Origin of the sequence: Aquiflexum gelatinilyticum (genome assembly GCF_024813435.1) — a bacterium.
GTDB classification, from domain to species: Bacteria; Bacteroidota; Bacteroidia; order Cytophagales; family Cyclobacteriaceae; genus Cognataquiflexum; species Cognataquiflexum gelatinilyticum.
The window spans coordinates 738,255-754,729 of sequence record NZ_JANAEZ010000002.1 but is presented as its reverse complement, the minus strand read 5'-3'; the positions used below and the strand labels follow the sequence as shown (position 1 = coordinate 754,729).

The window sequence follows — 16,475 nt, the reverse complement described above, 5'->3', positions numbered from 1 at the left end:
TTTAAAAATGTCTTGGAGAAACCACCCTTACGAGGTTAGGGGCAAACATATACCCGATGGAAATATCGTGGGTGGAAAAATTCCTGACATCAAAGCCTGTAATATTATGATCATATGCGTAACCGATTCTGAGTCCGTTTTTGACAAAAAACTCAAAAAGGAATACTAGGGCTGTTCCTTTTTTCAAATTATCAGACGTTGCTCTGTTGGCATAATCAAGCGCAGTTCTGTAAGTAGTACCAAACCAGAATTTCTCTTTGTAAACCATGGAGGCGGTCAAGTCAAGTCTAGAAGGAGCGTTAAAATCTTCAATCATCATGAATGTTGGGCGCAATGCAATATCAGGAGATAATTCTACTAAACCACCACCTGAGAGGTATAAATGCGTCCTTGGTTCTACAAAAATATCAGTAGTGCCGGATTCATTCATCGGTGTAATCATATTGTCAATCGCTACCCCAAAAAACTTACTGTCATCGTAGTAAAACATTCCCAACTTCAGATCAGGATAAGAGATTTGGTTTTTTACAGCAGGAATGCTCGGGTCATTGGGATTACCTGTAGACAGCATGCTCCCATCTATCATAGAACCTATATAACCGACCCCGATTCCAAAACTCAGGTAGCTCGACTGTGCAATGTGAAGGTGATAGGCAATATTGCCATAGACAGCATTGGTACGCTGCGCACCGATCTTATCGCTAATGCCAACTAGCCCTACTCCGATTCTCGATTCCGGCAAGTATCCATCCGCTCCGATCGCAAATGTCTCAGGACTTCCGTCCACTCCAGACCACTGCTTGCGGTAGTAGGTTTGAACATAAAGCTGCTCTTTATAACCTGTATAGGCAGGATTGATAAATAGTGGATTAAACATGTATTGGCTAAACTGCGGCACCTGCTGACCCACCAAGTATTGGGAAAACAACAGCATAAAGAAAAATACAAAGGATAATTTTTTCATAACGCTACTTAATTACGGTCAGATAACCGGTGAAAACTTCTTCCTTGCCATCCTGTCCTGAAAGGGTCAACTGATAGAAATAGGTACCCTCGCCTACACCTTGACCGCTCCAATCATTCTTATAATTGTCGGTTCTGAATACTTCTACCCCTAACCTGTTTACAATTACCAATTTATTGCTTGGATATATATCCAAAAGTCCTTTGACTACCCATTCTTCATTGATGCCGTCCCCATTAGGTGAAAATGCGTTTGGTATCAAGAACTCTAATTGACGGTGAGAAACTGAGGCCTGATTATCCAAGTCATTTGAATCCTTTTCATTCGAAACCACATCAGCGATATTGGTGACATCTGCAACTACCTCAGCGGTTACTTCTATTTCAAGGATGACTTTTTCGCCCGGAAGGATTTCTTCTATTTCCAGAATGACCGCATTCTCTGCGATGTCATAATTTGGAGTTCCTTTTGAGGCTGTTGCATTTTTGTACTTAACTCCCTCAGGTAAAGTGTCAGTCAGGATTACAAGAGTAGCTTTGGTATCGCTGATATTTTCCATTGTCAGTTTGTAAAGAAAAGTACTTCCCTTGGCTACGACGTTGGCGGATACTTCTTTGGAAAGTTGAAGGTCTACCTGATTCAGTGTCAAAGCAGGAGAGGCCGCTTCTACATCCTCAAAATTAGAGCCTGTGACCTGCACCTTATTGATGATGGAACCCTCTTCCAAAGTTACCATAACAGAAACTGTCAAAGTGAGGGTTTCTCCAGTTGGGATCGTTGGAATATTCCAAGTGACGGTATTGTCTTCAATGACTCCTTGATTTGAAGCAGACAATGGCATCAATCCGTCCGGAATCGTATCGGTGATTACCAAATCTTTGGCATCAAAATCCCCAATATTGGTCACCTCAATGGTATATTCCACCATATCGCCCGGGGAAGCTGAGGCAACTGAAACCTCCTTTGAAACAGTGACTTCAGTATCTTCAAGCGAATTGTTTATCGTGACTATACTTGGTTCTGAGATATGGGGACTATCGGGGTCAGTTGGGGAAGTCGCAGAGGCAATATTTGAAATCACAACTCCTGTAGCAAGCCCGTCCAATGCATTTACAGTAAGAATAAGGTCTAGCTTTTCACCTACATTGAGGGTTGGGATTGTCCATGTCACTATTCCGTTTGCATTTACGCCTCCATTGCCGGCACTGACAAAAGCAGTCGAAGCAGGAAGGGCATCAGAAACAGTGATGTTTCTAGCTGTACTTGGACCATTGTTTTGAATGGAAATGGTATATACAATTTCTGCTCCAGCCAAAACTTCCGGAAGAGGAGTAGTTTTGGTGATCGTCAATTCGGCAGAAGTAATGATTTCGACTTCCAAAGCAGGATCTGAGCTACTTTCAACCGGATCATTCAGGTCATCAGGACTATCTGCTTCCGCTATATTCTGGATTTTGGTACCTGCTAAGACATCTTCCCCAACTTTCACAGCCAAAACCAAAACGATAGATTCTCCTGGCTCGATGGTTCCCAAAAGCCATGTGACTATACCGGCATCATGGGTTCCTCCATTCCCTGTGGCAATGAAAGTAGTCCCTGCAGGAAGTACGTCTGTAACCGCAACATTGGTAGCAGGTGCATTTCCCGTATTGCTGACTGTAATGGTGTAAATTATTTCATCTCCTGCAAGGGTGGTATTGGCATCAGGAGTTTTGGTAATTTCGAGAATTGGCGAGCTGTTGTCTATGGTGACTATACTTGGTTCGGAGGATTTAGGGCTTGTTAAATCTGAAGGACTGCTGACTTCAGCTGTATTACTGATTACTGTGGCATCTGGAAGGGCAGCCGAAGAAGTCACTGTTACCTGAAGGTTGATTTGGTCTCCAGCCTCAATTGTACCCAAAGACCATTGGACTATCCCGTTTGCAAAGACTCCTCCATTCGTGGCACTTACAAAAACTGTACCCGCAGGAAGCACATCATCCACTATGACTCCAAGTGCATCACTAGGCCCATTGTTGATGACCGAAATTGTATAGACAATATTTTGACCTGAACGGATGGTCGGTCTGTCGGCCGCTTTGGATATTTCCAAAGTGGCCAAATTTTCAACCGTAACTTCCAGACTTGGATCTGCACTGCTTTCAATAGGTCCCTCAAGGTTGTCCGGACTGTCCGCAGTTGCTATGTTCTTTATTTTGGTTCCGGCAACTGTACTTGGATCAACTTTTACCACCAAAATCAAATCAATGGTGTTTCCTGCGTCCAAAGTTCCCAAAGTCCATGTTACCACGCCTGCAGAGACAGTACCTCCATTGTCAGCTGAAACAAAAGTGGTATTCGCAGGCAAAGGATCTGTCACCGTCAGATTGGTGGCAGGGGCATTTCCTGTGTTCCTTACTGAGATGGTATAGGTAATATCCTCTCCTGCGTTGACAGTAAAGCTTCCCGGGAGTTTGTTGATATCCAAAACTGGCGCAATAACCTCTACAGTAACTACACTTGGGTCGGAGTTGGTGATATTGGCCGGATCGGCGGGGCTGACAGCAGATGCAATATTACTTATTTGAGTCCCATCAGTAAGATTTTGATCGGCAGTGACAGTGAGTATAAGTACTACCTGCTCTCCTATCGGCAAGTCTGCGATGGTCCAGGTTACGGTTCCGTTATTATGAACACCTCCATTATCCGCACTCAAAAAAGTAGTCCCGGTCGGCAAAACATCCGTAATGAGGACATCTTGGGCGTCTGCGGTACCAAGGTTAAAAACCGTTATGGTATAGGAAATGGTATTACCGGGATTGACTTTTGGAGATGCAGCTGATTTGGTGACAACAAGTTCGGGCAAGGAAACCACAGTAACTTCGTTGTCAGGATCAGGTTGGTTTAGTATAGGACTTGCGAGATCTGGGCTTTCCACCCTGATTCCATTGATGATAACTGTACCGTTTGGCACTGTAAGTCCGACCTGGACGACAAGATTCACCTGTACAGTAACTCCGGGATTGATTGTCCCCACAGTCCAGGTAACTGTACCTGCATTGTGGGTTACGGAATTGTCAGCAGAGATAAAAAATGTACCTGCCGGCAATTGATCTGTGATAGTGACATTGGTGGCAGGTGCTGTACCAAAATTGGTTACTTCAATGGTGTAGGAAATAAATTCGCCTGCAAAAACGGTAGGAGCATTTGCTTTTTTTGTAACCTCGATTTCAGGTTTGACTTCTTCTACAGTAACCTGACTTGGGGCAGAGTTCTTTGGGGTATCAGGATCTGAAGGGCTTACTGCTGTTGCTATATTGCTGAGGACTTCACCTCCCACAAAGTTTCCATTTACCAAAACTACTAATGTAATATCAATGGTCTGACCGGGGGAAAGCAGGCCTATGTTCCAATTCACTGTTCCATTTGAATGGACTCCTCCCCTATTGGTAGATACAAAAGTAGTTCCTGTCGGCAGCACATCCGAAATAGCCACTCCAGTGGCAAAGGCATTTCCGGAATTCGATACCCTAATGGTATAAGTAATGGTTTCTCCAAGCCTTACGGTACTTCCACTTGAGGTTTTGGTGATATCAATAATTGGCTTGATACCTTTAAGGACTGTCACTTGGGCATTATTGGAAACCTTCGGAGAAGCAGGATCGTCGGGACTTGAAGCCTGTGCCTTATTGATTAGAACAGTTCCTTCTGTTACACCTAGATTGACCAATACCCTGACGGTCAATACTTGGGTTTCACCTGCGGCTATGCTGGGGAATTCCCAAGTCACAGTCCCAGCTTGAAATGTACCTCCATTGGTAGCTGTAACAAAGGATGTCCCCACAGGAAGCACATCAGTAACAGTGACATTGGTGGCGGCATCAGGTCCATTATTCACCACATTGATCGTATAGAGAATCTCTCCCCCCGCCTGCACTATAATCACATTGGAAACTTTAAAAACTTCCAATCCTGCTGCAGCCTCACCTGTAGCATCAACACTATAAGTATAGGAATTGGCTCCTGAAAGCACATCAGCACCAGCTTCCATTTTTTCTTCAGAAAAGGAAGGGATTAAATGAGAATGAAAAAAATCTGAGTAGGCATGGACCTGAAACCAGGAGATAATCAGGACTACAAGCAAAACAGATTGTTTGCAAAATTGCTTCATGAACAATCTTATTTAGGGTAGAAATTTATTAACTAAAATAGGCAACTCTAACAGCGATTTTCATAAATCCAGGTCGAGTTTTTACTAGGGGCTTTTAGGCTAATTTCCCACTATTGGCACTTCGGGTGACTTGCCAAACAATGACAGATAGATCATTTATTGGGCTAAAGTACATAGATAGTTTGGAAAAAATAATATTTTAACAAGAATCTTATCCATGGAAATATTATCAAAAAAGCACTACGGAAAAAGGAAATCATTCAAATTAATTTTTGGTAAAATGGCGATTTTAAGCCGTAGGGGCATAAAGTGCAAAGGAGTAGTGATGAATTCCAAAAAAGTGACAAAACAAAAATTCCAGCTTTTTTACAAATTCTCGGATTTGTTGAAAATCCACTCAAATTTTTTTTTGAAAAAAAATATATTTTTTTTCCCTCGACCCTCGTTGAGAGGAATTTTATCAAAAATTTTCTCCAATTTCCATTCTGACTCAGTTCAAAATAGTCAATATTAAGAAAAAAAAAGTATGGGTGAATTAAGCAAAACTGAGTCTCCAAAAAATCCGGATTCGATCCAAAAATTATTGGAAGAAATAACCGGACTCGAAGCCAATATCTCTGTCATCAAAACTGAAATCCAGACCTTCGAAAACACCATCCGAGCAAAGCTTAATCTTCTCATTTCCCGGCTGATTGTTCTCAACCATAAAATGAAAGAAAGACAACAATTGAAAAAAGAAAAAAGACTCGAACAAAAGAAGCGTGGGAAAAACTATAAAGAACCGATCCAATCAATTACAACCAAAAAAATAAACAAAACAGAAAAACCTGCCAACCAAGAAGAAGCCCTAGAACTCAAACGATTGTACAAAGAAGCAGTGGTCCATGTTCATCCTGACAAAATCGGGACAAGTCAGGAAAAGGATGCCATCAAAAACGCTACTGACCTCACTGCCCAACTGAATGGCATCTACAAAAACGGTGACTTGGAGGCCTTGTTGGATTTTTACCAAACTATCATCCTTGCCAATCCCTCCTCAGAAAACAGGCCATTTGAAATGCCAAATGTGAATCCAAAAATCAGGTTGGAGTCGCTGATTTCAAAAAAAGGAAACTTGACAAAAAAACTTCAAGAACTGGAGGCCAATTACCTTTACCATGTATTAAAAAATTATGAAGATCCGCTTACCTTTATCGATGAGTTGGAGCTACAGTTTCAGGAAAAAATCGTAAAACTTGAAAAAAGGACCCGGAAATTGGGACCTATTTGATTCTATAATTTAAGGTCAGATTGATCTGCCTGACCACATTTTGGAAATCTCCCGTAGTGATAAATCCTGTTCCTTCGACAATATACCTGTCTCTCCGAGAATTCAAAATATCTGCAACGGTCAAAATCAGTTTTCCCCTCCCTTTCAACACATCTTTGCTTCCTGACAGGTCCATAAAGAATATCGATTTCCTTACCCCCTGAGCTGTTTTTTGTCTTGCCTGGTAATTTGCCCGCAACTGGATATCATATCCTTTCCCAAAAATAAACCTGGAATTTTGTCTTGCATACCATGAGTATGTGGTCGCCACAAAATCGTCCTGAATGTTGCTTCCATCGATTTTAGCATGGAAAAAGTTGAAATTGATATCTGCTTTCCACCATGGGAATAAGGCATAGTCAGTCGTGAATTCAATCCCGTATGCCCTTTCCGAATTCAGGTTTTCTGTGATTGTAATGGCATTTCCTTGGTTATCGACTGTCCTGATCCTGTCGATTTTGTCTTTTGTATCGCGGTAGTACATGGTTGAAAATAGTGATCCTTTCTCAAAATACTTGATGTGACCGAGTTCAAATGCGTCTGTAAATTCCGGTTCCAGGTCTGGATTTCCACTGAAGAAATTTCTTGCATCTGAAAAAGTCACAAACGGACTCAGGTCATTGTAAACCGGTCTTCTGACCCTGCGGCTATAACTCAGCTGTACAGCATTCTCCTTGTTGACATTGTAGGTCAGGTGTGCACTTGGAAAGAGATTGACATAATTCCTCGGGTTGACTTCTTTGGTTTTGACCAAAGAAGTCGTCACATCCGTTAATTCCGCACGCAACCCGCCCTGATAGCTGAATTTGTTGGATTTGTTACCCAAAATGCCATAAATGGCATGGATATTTTCTTCATAGAGAAAGATATTGTCAAGCCCGGGAATTGGAAAAAAATCACCGTTCTCATTCTTTTCCTCCACAGTAAAATCATTTTCCATATTCCTAAAACTGCTCCTCAATCCAGTTTCAAATTTTCCGCCGCCGGTACCAATCGGTTTGGTATAATCGATCTGTATGAGGTATTGCTTTTCAAACTCATCATTGACAGATGTCTGTACCAATGATTGGCTTGGGTCCATCACTCCCTCGGGAGAAAAAGTGTCCTCGGTAAACAACTGATCGGAATTTTCCCAATAATCCAAATAAGTAAAGGCTGCCACAAACTCGTGACCTTTCTGTTCAAAGGACCGCTTATAACTCACGATGATCTCTGAATTGGGTTCCATTTCGGTCTCGTCCTGCCTTCTTTTGCTGTAGCTCTGGAGATTGTCTTTGGAAAAAATGTAATCGTCATACCTGATATCGGTGATCCTATGCGCATCACTTCTCCTCCACAGATAAGAACCTGTCAGGATGCTTTTTTCATTGAAATAATAATCCAATCCCGCCCGGATATTGTTGTTCAGACTATTGACAACACCTGTGGTGGATTGGTCAGAAATGAAAAGAGTATCTCCTCCAAAAGCTTCCTGAAACAAGGTCCCGTTGCGCGGCTGTCGTCTTTTGGCCAAGCCATAATTGACAAACCAATTGATTTTCTTGTGCCTGTAATTCAGGTTGGCAGCTAATCCAAGATTGAGCGGATCGCCCACTGTAGCTTCAAAAGAACCGTTGAAGCCTTGGTTGTTGTCTTTTTTCAGAATGATATTGATCACGCCCGCCATCCCTTCTGCTTCATACTTTGCTGAGGGATTGGTGATGACCTCGACACTTTCGACCATACTCGCCGGTAGTTGCTGCAGACCACGGCTGCCTTTGAAACTGACCAAACCTGAAGGCTTCCCATCGATCAGGATCCGCACATTTCCTGATCCTCTCAGGCTGACATTTCCTTCCGTATCTACCGACACCGAAGGCAGGTTCATCAGAATATCAGCTGTCGTCCGACCGGCATTGGCCAGATCCTCACCGACGTTGAATACCCTTTTGTCCAGAGCAAGCTCCATAAAAGCCTTCTCACCTTCCACCACCACCTCTGACAGGTTGCTCATGGTCGGACTGAGCTTCAGAGATTCAAAACGGTATACCGGCTGCTCTTTTGAAACTTGGAATTCAGAACTTTTGAAAGGCTCAAAACCCATAAATTCTATCAAAGCATAGTATGTTCCAAAAGGAATATCAATGGTGAATTCGCCTTTGTCATCCGTAATATTCCCTTCGACCAGTTGCTCGGGACTTTTGTAAATGGCTACTGTGGCAAAAGAAAGGGGATTTCCTGAATTGGCATCTGTGATTTTCCCTGTCACCTTTCCTTTGCCTCCCTGCTGTGCTTCAAGGGAAGAAAAGAATAAAAGGAAAATTGAGGTAAGGATGAAAACCAAAACCTTGGATCGGGTTTTTGATTGATTCAGGTGCGGATTCAAAGTAAGGTCTGAAATTAGGTTTATCAAATAGGCTTGAAGAAAGCGATACAGGTTTACCGAAATACCATTTGAAGACAGTTAATATAAATGAAGTTACGGGAAAATATCCGCTAATTCTCGGTTTGGTACAGACGGTAGCGATTCCGAGTGATTTGGAGGTAGTTAAATCCCCCATAATTGCGGCTATACATTTTAAGTAGGCCTATTTTATCTACATCTTATTAAAATTCCGCCTTGCGGAAAATCCAATTCAGCTATATAGTTTTCTTTGGTTAAACATCCATATCGTTTTTTAAATTTTCGCTCCCTAAAATCGTACACTCTTAAAATTAAATATTCTTGACTGAAAAGGAATTTTGGCATTTCAATTCCAAAATTCCCGATCTGGTGTCCATTCCGTTTGAAAGTATTGTAGTCAAAAGTCAGAGTAATTTTTTTAGTCAAATCAGAGTTTATCTTTTCCCAATCTTCGGGTTCAAGGACTAATTCTCCGGGATAATATCCCACAATATTTCTGCTTTTAATTCCATCTGTGTTTTCAAAATTTAGATAAGCACCAGAAATTTCGGTCGTAACTAGCCTTTCATTTACTTCAATTACCATATTTAGATTTTGACCAAATACGTTTAGTTTAATTATTAGAAAAAGAAAAAAAGTCAGACTAAACTTCATTCGCAGTTCGATTTTTTAGCTTGCTCACTACAATGTATTACAATTAAACACATCAATGAATTGATTTTTGATCAGTGGAATTTTTCAGACTCCCTTATACTGTTTCACTACTTTTAAACAAATACAATTGCAAAAAACCTAAATCACAAAATGCCACCCCTACTATCTTGGCTCCAACAAACAAAACTGATAAGGTTCGAGCCAAAGGTACTCATGGTCAGGACCAACCTGAATTTCCCTTTGAGACCAATGATCGAACAGTGATTCAGGTGACTCTCCCTTTTCTCTAAATGCATACCAAGTCAGGTTCTGGTATTTGTCACTGAAATTAAAAATCCCATAAAATGGCTTTCCTTCAAAAGATCTTAAAAAAGCCGCGATGTGGATGTTGTGTGGCGATATCCAAGTGAGGTTTTTGTAATCTCCGATCACAGGCAGGTTCTTTCGGATTTTGATCAGGGCCTGCATTTGGGAGAAAATCCTGTTTTCGACCGTTCCTGTTTCATTTCTTCTGTTTGCTTTTTCCCAATCAATCAAAGGCCTGTGCAGCCACCTGTTGTCGTAGCTTTTTCCCGGATCATCACTGAAGCTGTAATCATTGGTGTACCCGATTTCATCTCCATAGTACAGCATCGGCAAGCCACCAAGAAATAGGGAATGCGCCTGCATGAGGATGATTTTTTGGATGGAAATATCTTGTCCGTAGGAATCATTTTCATACAGTGATTTTTCAAGCCCACACAAAGAAGCCAAGGTGCCGCTGATTCTGGCATCGCCGGTTTTGGGATTGAAAGAAAATAGTGCTCCTCTAGCAGGGGTGCCGGGAAGGTTTCCGGAATAATAATCCATCAAATACCTGCGGTGCCTGAAGGGTGTTTTACCGGTCATTTCAATCATATAATCTTCATATCCCATCCCGATATCATCGTGACATCGGGTATAAGAAATCCAAGAGGTTCCAAATGGCTTTTCCAAAATCGCATGTTGGGCGGCAAGCATCACGTCGGTTTCGCCGGTGGCAAGCATGTCCCACTGCACCGCCATATGGGTGGCGTTGTAGGCAAAATCACATTCCTTTGCAGTGTAATCCCCTGTCCCAAAGTATTTGATGATCTCCTTTGGTGCGACAATGGCTTCTCCCAATATCGCCATTCCAGGAGCGGCCACGAGAACGCATTCCTTGATCAACTGTAGCAGTGTATGTACCTGAGGAAGATTTTGAGAAGTGGTTCCTGTTTCTTTCCAGATAAATGCCGGAGCGTCTACCCGCAGCACATCCACGCCGAGATTGGCATAAAACAGGACGTTGTCCAACATTTCCCTAAAGACCAGAGGATTCATGTAATTGAGATCCCATTGGTAATTATGGAAAACCGTCATGACCCATTTTTGGCATTCCTCGACATAGGTAAAATTGCCGGGTGCTGCTTCGGGGAAAATCTCAGGCATCTTCTCCTCATATTGATTAGGAATCCACCTGTTGTCAAACATGTAAAAGAAATCCTGAAAATAAGGATCTCCGGATTTGGCTTTTTCGGCCCATTCATGCCTGTGGGAAGTGTGGTTGAGGACAATGTCCAGCATCATGTACATCCCCTTTTTCTGCATTTCTTTTCTCAAACCAATCAAATCCTCCAATGTGCCAAACTTCTTGTCCACCTTTCGGAAATCCGAAACAGCATATCCACCATCACTTTCGCCTTCAGGGCTTTCAAATAGCGGCATGAGGTGAAGGAAGTTAACTCCGAGTTCCTCCAGGTAGGGAAGTTTGGTTTTAAGCTGCGGCAGATTCCCTGCAAAACGGTCCACATAGAGACTCATACCGACAAGTTCATTGCTCAAAAACCAATGTCCTTTCTTGGCTTTTTCTTCATCCCTTTTGCGAAGGACCTTTTCACGGGATTGATAGGCACGGACGAGCGTGGCTATTAATTGCTCAAAGAGTTCATCTTTTTTGGGATGGGTACTGTAAATCTGATAGTATAAGTGGGTGATGGAAGCCATTCCGGCATTCAGCCGCGCAATAAAAGCTTTGTCTTTGATGGATAATTTAAGCTCGTTGGCGGAAAGAATATTTCGGATGAAGTCTGTCAATGAATGGTCTGTGGCCATGGAAAAGGGTATTTATTTCTTTTTGATTAAGTAATTGAAAACAGCATCTACATCAATGTCCGCCTCCCATCGGGGCTGATACGGTATCGATATCATGGGTTTCTTTGATTCTCAAAGTGGCCAATGCTGCCAAAAGCAACAATGCCCCGGCAAAAGTGATGGAAAACCCGGGATTGTTGCTGAGGAAATATTTGGATATAAATCCAAAACTCAAGGTCTGCAAGATCATCGGAATCACGATCATCATGTTGATGATTCCCATATAGACTCCATATCGTTCTTTGGGGATTTCATTGACCACAAGGAGATAAGGAATACCCATCATGCTCGCCCAAGCTATCCCAAATCCGGTCATGGGAACGAGCAGGGCATATTTGTTTTCGATATGGGGAAATGCCAGCAAGCCAACCCCTGCAAGGATGAGGCAAATGAAATGGACTTTGCGAGGGCCGAATTTTTTGGCTACACCTACCAATGCAAAAGCTGACAAAAAGGTGACAATATTGTACCAACCATTGACCAGGCCTGTCCATCCCACCGCTTCTTCAAACAATTTCATGTCCTCCGCGGGAGAAGTTTTCCAAACCGATTGGGCAATGCTTTTGGCGGCATTCTGCCAATAGACAAAGAGCGCATACCATTGGAAAAGATACACCAATGCAAGTTTCCACATCACCGAAGGCATGTCGACGACGGAGTGGATGATTTCCAGGTTTTCACCAAAAAGAACTCGGGAATATTTGTTTTTCTCCATCGAGGTAATCAGACGAGGAATCAAAGTCCTGTCAAAAATCGAAGGAATCAAAAGCAGGGCAAAGAGAATATACACCAATAAGGAGGTAATCAAGGAGAGGAAAAACTGGATGGCAGGATGAGGAAGTCCTTTGTTTTTCTCGTTCAAAACCCGCAACTCCTGGTCAGTCGGTGGAATCTCGGGAGTTTTGTAGATACTCCATCCCACCGAAGTAATCGAACAAATTGAACCTAAAAAGAAGGAGGCATACACCCAGACCGGGAGAGAACCGGCAGTTCCCGGAATGTACATCTGGAATATAAAAAGTGAAATGTTGGCAAGTGTGATCCCCAAACCTGTAAAGAAACTTTGGGAAAGAAAACCTGTGGCATACTGTTCTTCAGGAAGTTTGTCAGCAATCAAGGCACGGTAAGGTTCCATCGCGGTATTGTTGGCTGCATCCAAGACCCAAAGCAAGCCTGCTGCCATCCAAAGCGAACTGCTGAACGGATATAAAAAGAGACAGATACTGCAAAAAACCGCACCTATAAAGAAGAAAGGCTTCCTTCTGCCAAATCTTGGGCTCCATGTCCTGTCACTCAACGCCCCGATAATCGGCTGTATGAGCAATCCCGTCATCGGTCCTGCAAGGTTCAGGATGGGAATTTCGTGCGGTTGAGCCCCAAGCATGTCATAGATCGGGTTGACTGCACTCTGCTGCAATCCAAAGCTGTATTGAATGCCAAAAAAGCCGACATTCATATTGATGATCTGTTGAAAGGAAAGCCGTGGTTTACTCATACAAGGGAGGTTAATTGGGTCAGGTAACTTTGAGTTGTTATCCAAAAATGAGGAAACCCCATTTTGGGAATTCTAAAATAGAAAAATAATCTTCTAAAAATTCATCCTATGAAAAACGATGAAATGGCTAAACAGCACCTAGACAGCGTTTTTCGAGGAGGTACCAAACCCAAATCCCGCTTTTTAACTGATCTATAACGGTTGCGGAAAATTAATGGACATCCACTGTTTTTTGGTAAAAAAAATCAAAAATCAGTGAAATTCTTTTTGGATAAAATCAAAAATCTTGCCTTTCTCAAATCTTTTCCATCACCACATATTCCATCCCTTCTTTTTCAAAAGTGGCTGCTGTGGTGGTCATTCCGAATTTTTGATAAAAACCTGCTTTTGAAATCCTTGCATTGCACCAGATTCGGCTGATGCTTTTTTCTTCCAAAAAATCAAAAATGTACTGAAGGAGTTTTGATCCATATCCTTTTCCCTGAAACTGTTCCAAGGTGGCAAACTTCCTGAATTGGGCTTCCTGCCCGTGGATAAAAACCGAAACTACCGAAACCAGATTCTCCTTCACAAACAACCCAAAGTGGATCCCGTTTTCATCTTCAGGAACCCGAACAAAATCAATGTGCTTATCAGGCCACATGACCTGTTGGCGGATGGGGAGGATTTGATCTATAGAAACTTCTTTGATTGTCATCTTTCAATTCTCTCCTCAAAAAATCATCTCCAACAAAATATAAAACAGCGAAGGACAGATCAGGCAACCTAAACCTGTGTAGAAAGTTGCAGTCACCGCCCCGTAGGGTACCAATTTGGGATCTGTAGCTGCCAATCCGGCAGCCACTCCACTCGATGTCCCCATCAATCCTCCAAATGCCATGGCAGATTCCGGGCTGTTCAGTCCTATTTTATTGGCAGCAATTGGCGTAATGATGGTGACCGCGATAGTCTTGACCACGCCTGCGGCAATGCTCAGCGCAATCACCTCCGAACTTGCCCCAACAGCCGCACCGGTCACCGGGCCTACTATATAGGTGCAGGCTCCCGCTCCAATAGTACAAAGACTTGCAGCATCACGATATCCCCAGGCATAGGCAAGGATAACACCCATAATAAAGAACAGACCTATTCCAAAAAACAAAGAAATCATTCCCAACAAACCGGCTTTGCGCACCAAATAAAAACTAGCTCCGATAGCAGTTGCAACGATCGCAAAGTCGCGGAACATGGCACCGCCCAGGATCCCGACTCCCTTGAAAATGGCAATGTCTGACAACCCTTTTTCTCCTCCTGTAAATACTCCGCCCACATACCCGAGAACCAACCCCAAGAAAATGGCAATTGCCGATCCCGGAATTTTGGAGTTCAATACTTTTTTGGAAAAAAGCTCAGAAAAGGCCACAATCATCCCAATCACCAAAAAGCCAACGATCAGGCCGTTTTTCTCTACCAATTTTAGGAATATCTCCATGTCAGATTTTATGGAATTTTTTGAGGATCAAAGGGAAAACAAAAAATGCCGCAAGCACAGGAATTGCCCCGGCCACAACAGCCAAAGTTCCTGTCGAAACTGCAGATTTGACATTGAGGCTTGCCGCCATCGCAATGACCACGGGGATATACATTTTGTTCCAAAAGTCTATGCCAAGGTCTATATCAGGACTCATCCAGTTGTTTTTGACAAACCACTCCTTCAATAGCATCAGGATAATCATCGCAAATCCTACTCCCCCAACATTGGCATTGATGCCAAGCAGGTTTCCAAAGAACTCACCCAACCACTGCCCGATCAGATAGGAAAGTGCCAAAAGGGCGACTCCGTAAATTATTTTCATATTTTCAGGTTAAAACAGCTTTTTCAATTCATTTTTGGTGACTTTCCCCATGGCATTCCGCGGTAAATCCTCCACTACCAGAAACTTTCTCGGTGTTTTGTAGGCAGGCATCCTTTCTCTTATCCAAGCATTAAGGACACTTAAATCTATATTTTTTTCTGTCACCAAAGCTGCTGCTACCAATTCCCCCCATTCCTCATCCGGAATTCCTATGACACCACAGTCCTTGATACCCGGATATTTCCGAAGGACTTCCTCGATTTCCAAAGCGGAGATTTTGTATCCTCCTGATTTGATGATGTCAACAGAATCCCTTCCGAGAATCTTGAAATACCCATCCTCCACGACGGCGATATCTCCGGTTTTGAACCAACCGTCAGATGTAAATGCTTTTGCTGTGGCTTCTGGTTTTCCCCAATATTCTTTGAATACATTGCCGCCCCTGACCTGGATTTCACCGGGTTGGTCCAATGGAATTACCCTGTCGGCCTCATCACAAAGTCTGATCTCCACTCCCTTGAGAGGCATCCCAATGTATCCTGCGCGGCGCTCCCCCTCGTAGGGATTGCTGACGGCCATGCCGATTTCGGTCATGCCGTACCTTTCGAGCAGGTAATGTCCCGAGATCCCGTGCCACTTATCCATCACTGATACCGGCAAGGCGGCCGAACCCGATACCATGAGCCTGAATTGCTTCAACCTCTCAGTAACCTTCATTTGTTCAGTCTGAGAGAGGTTTTCATAGTAAGCGATCAACTTGAAATAGATGGTGGGAACCGCCATAAAAACATTGACCTTGCCTTCCATGAAAATTTCAAAAACCTTTTTGGCATCAAAATTTTGTGAAAATTGCACCGTCGCTCCAGACCAAAGCGCACAGGAATTGACGTTGATAATACCGTGTACATGATGCAGGGGCAGGATCGAAAGGGTGTAATCCGAAGAACTCCAGTGCCAGGCATCTACCAAGGTACTGACCTGCGCTTCGATATTCGCATGGGTTGTCAGAACTCCTTTTGGAAGACTTGTCGTCCCACTGGTATAGAGAATCATCGCGCCTCTTTGGTTTTCTATTTCAGGTAAATTCCCAGATTCATTTATAGATAAACCTGACATCCGGATAATCCGGATGTTGGGTATCATAGAAAAAGGAGACAAGATATCTTCATATTCAGGTCCGCAAATGACCATTTCCGCAACCGTATCTTCCACAACATATTGGAGAGAAGGAAAAGGATAAGTGACACAAAGCGGTACTGCTATGCCTCCAGCCCGCCATATCCCCCATTGCACCGCCACATAATCAAATCCCGGCGCTATCATAAAGGCAATCCGCATTTGTCCAAGGTCCTCTTTTCCCTGCAGGAGATGCAAGGCAATCGCTTCACTTCTGTCCAAAAGGTCTTGAAAAGAATATGAATCAGATTGGTCCACAATGGCGCACTTGGTTGCAAACCTTTTGGCGTTTTCAATGAGTCGAAGCATAATAGGTTTTTTTTTGGAAGGCTTAAATTAAACCGAAATTCAATCG

Annotated in this window: 11 protein-coding genes; 1 reads left to right on the top strand and 10 read right to left on the bottom strand. The window is 43.0% G+C overall.

Translation table 11 applies throughout. The annotated features are described in order from the left end of the window. Nucleotide 1: 1 nt before the first annotated feature. Nucleotides 2-964 (bottom strand): PorP/SprF family type IX secretion system membrane protein, encoded by a 963-nt coding sequence (locus tag NK987_RS07780; RefSeq protein ID WP_258424683.1) that lies wholly within the window; start codon nt 962-964, stop codon nt 2-4. A gap of 4 nt (nt 965-968) precedes the next feature. Continuing rightward, nucleotides 969-5,117, bottom strand: coding sequence for a DUF7507 domain-containing protein (locus NK987_RS07775; protein ID WP_259263377.1), 4,149 nt, complete (start codon nt 5,115-5,117; stop codon nt 969-971). A gap of 526 nt (nt 5,118-5,643) precedes the next feature. Here NK987_RS07775 and NK987_RS07770 point away from each other — a divergent pair. Next, nucleotides 5,644-6,387, top strand: a complete 744-nt coding sequence (locus NK987_RS07770; RefSeq protein ID WP_259263376.1) for a hypothetical protein — start codon at nt 5,644-5,646, stop codon at nt 6,385-6,387. On the opposite strand, the gene NK987_RS07765 is transcribed toward NK987_RS07770, so the two are convergent. The 8 genes from NK987_RS07765 to NK987_RS07730 all read right to left on the bottom strand — a co-directional run bounded on the left by NK987_RS07765 (nt 6,380) and on the right by NK987_RS07730 (nt 16,429). Beyond that, nucleotides 6,380-8,740: a TonB-dependent receptor gene (locus NK987_RS07765; RefSeq protein WP_420841175.1), complete on the bottom strand. Its 2,361-nt coding sequence runs from the start codon at nt 8,738-8,740 to the stop codon at nt 6,380-6,382. The two genes, NK987_RS07770 and NK987_RS07765, sit on opposite strands and share 8 nt — an antisense overlap. A gap of 258 nt (nt 8,741-8,998) precedes the next feature. Next, the gene (locus NK987_RS07760; protein ID WP_259263375.1) at nt 8,999-9,394 is read right to left on the bottom strand and encodes a hypothetical protein; all 396 of its coding nucleotides are present in this window, start codon (nt 9,392-9,394) and stop codon (nt 8,999-9,001) included. 231 nt (nt 9,395-9,625) lie between these two features. Then, nucleotides 9,626-11,575: an amylosucrase gene (locus NK987_RS07755; protein ID WP_259263374.1), complete on the bottom strand. Its 1,950-nt coding sequence runs from the start codon at nt 11,573-11,575 to the stop codon at nt 9,626-9,628. A 52-nt stretch (nt 11,576-11,627) separates the two neighbouring features. Continuing rightward, nucleotides 11,628-13,109 carry an MFS transporter gene (locus tag NK987_RS07750; protein WP_259263373.1) on the bottom strand — a complete coding sequence of 494 codons (1,482 nt, stop codon included), beginning with the start codon at nt 13,107-13,109 and terminating at the stop codon, nt 11,628-11,630. A gap of 295 nt (nt 13,110-13,404) precedes the next feature. After that, nucleotides 13,405-13,806, bottom strand: a complete 402-nt coding sequence (locus NK987_RS07745) for a GNAT family N-acetyltransferase (protein WP_259263372.1) — start codon at nt 13,804-13,806, stop codon at nt 13,405-13,407. A gap of 15 nt (nt 13,807-13,821) precedes the next feature. Beyond that, nucleotides 13,822-14,580, bottom strand: a complete 759-nt coding sequence (gene madM, locus NK987_RS07740; protein ID WP_259263371.1) for a malonate transporter subunit MadM — start codon at nt 14,578-14,580, stop codon at nt 13,822-13,824. Nucleotide 14,581: 1 nt separating this feature from the next. Beyond that, on the bottom strand, nt 14,582-14,944 hold the full coding sequence (madL, locus tag NK987_RS07735; RefSeq protein ID WP_259263370.1) for a malonate transporter subunit MadL: 363 nt from the start codon (nt 14,942-14,944) through the stop codon (nt 14,582-14,584). A 9-nt stretch (nt 14,945-14,953) separates the two neighbouring features. Continuing rightward, nucleotides 14,954-16,429: an acyl-CoA synthetase gene (locus tag NK987_RS07730; RefSeq protein WP_259263369.1), complete on the bottom strand. Its 1,476-nt coding sequence runs from the start codon at nt 16,427-16,429 to the stop codon at nt 14,954-14,956. Between the last annotated feature and the right edge of the window lie 46 nt (nt 16,430-16,475).

Excerpts from the sequence above, each read along its gene's own strand:
- NK987_RS07780 (WP_258424683.1), bottom strand. The coding sequence starts at position 964 with ATGAAAAAATTATCCTTTGTATTTTTCTTTATGCTGTTGTTTTCCCAA.
- NK987_RS07775 (WP_259263377.1), bottom strand. The coding sequence starts at position 5,117 with ATGAAGCAATTTTGCAAACAATCTGTTTTGCTTGTAGTCCTGATTATC.
- NK987_RS07770 (WP_259263376.1), top strand. The coding sequence starts at position 5,644 with ATGGGTGAATTAAGCAAAACTGAGTCTCCAAAAAATCCGGATTCGATC.
- NK987_RS07760 (WP_259263375.1), bottom strand. The coding sequence starts at position 9,394 with ATGGTAATTGAAGTAAATGAAAGGCTAGTTACGACCGAAATTTCTGGT.
- NK987_RS07755 (WP_259263374.1), bottom strand. The coding sequence starts at position 11,575 with ATGGCCACAGACCATTCATTGACAGACTTCATCCGAAATATTCTTTCC.
- NK987_RS07750 (WP_259263373.1), bottom strand. The coding sequence starts at position 13,109 with ATGAGTAAACCACGGCTTTCCTTTCAACAGATCATCAATATGAATGTC.
- NK987_RS07745 (WP_259263372.1), bottom strand. The coding sequence starts at position 13,806 with ATGACAATCAAAGAAGTTTCTATAGATCAAATCCTCCCCATCCGCCAA.
- madM (WP_259263371.1), bottom strand. The coding sequence starts at position 14,580 with ATGGAGATATTCCTAAAATTGGTAGAGAAAAACGGCCTGATCGTTGGC.
- madL (WP_259263370.1), bottom strand. The coding sequence starts at position 14,944 with ATGAAAATAATTTACGGAGTCGCCCTTTTGGCACTTTCCTATCTGATC.
- NK987_RS07730 (WP_259263369.1), bottom strand. The coding sequence starts at position 16,429 with ATGCTTCGACTCATTGAAAACGCCAAAAGGTTTGCAACCAAGTGCGCC.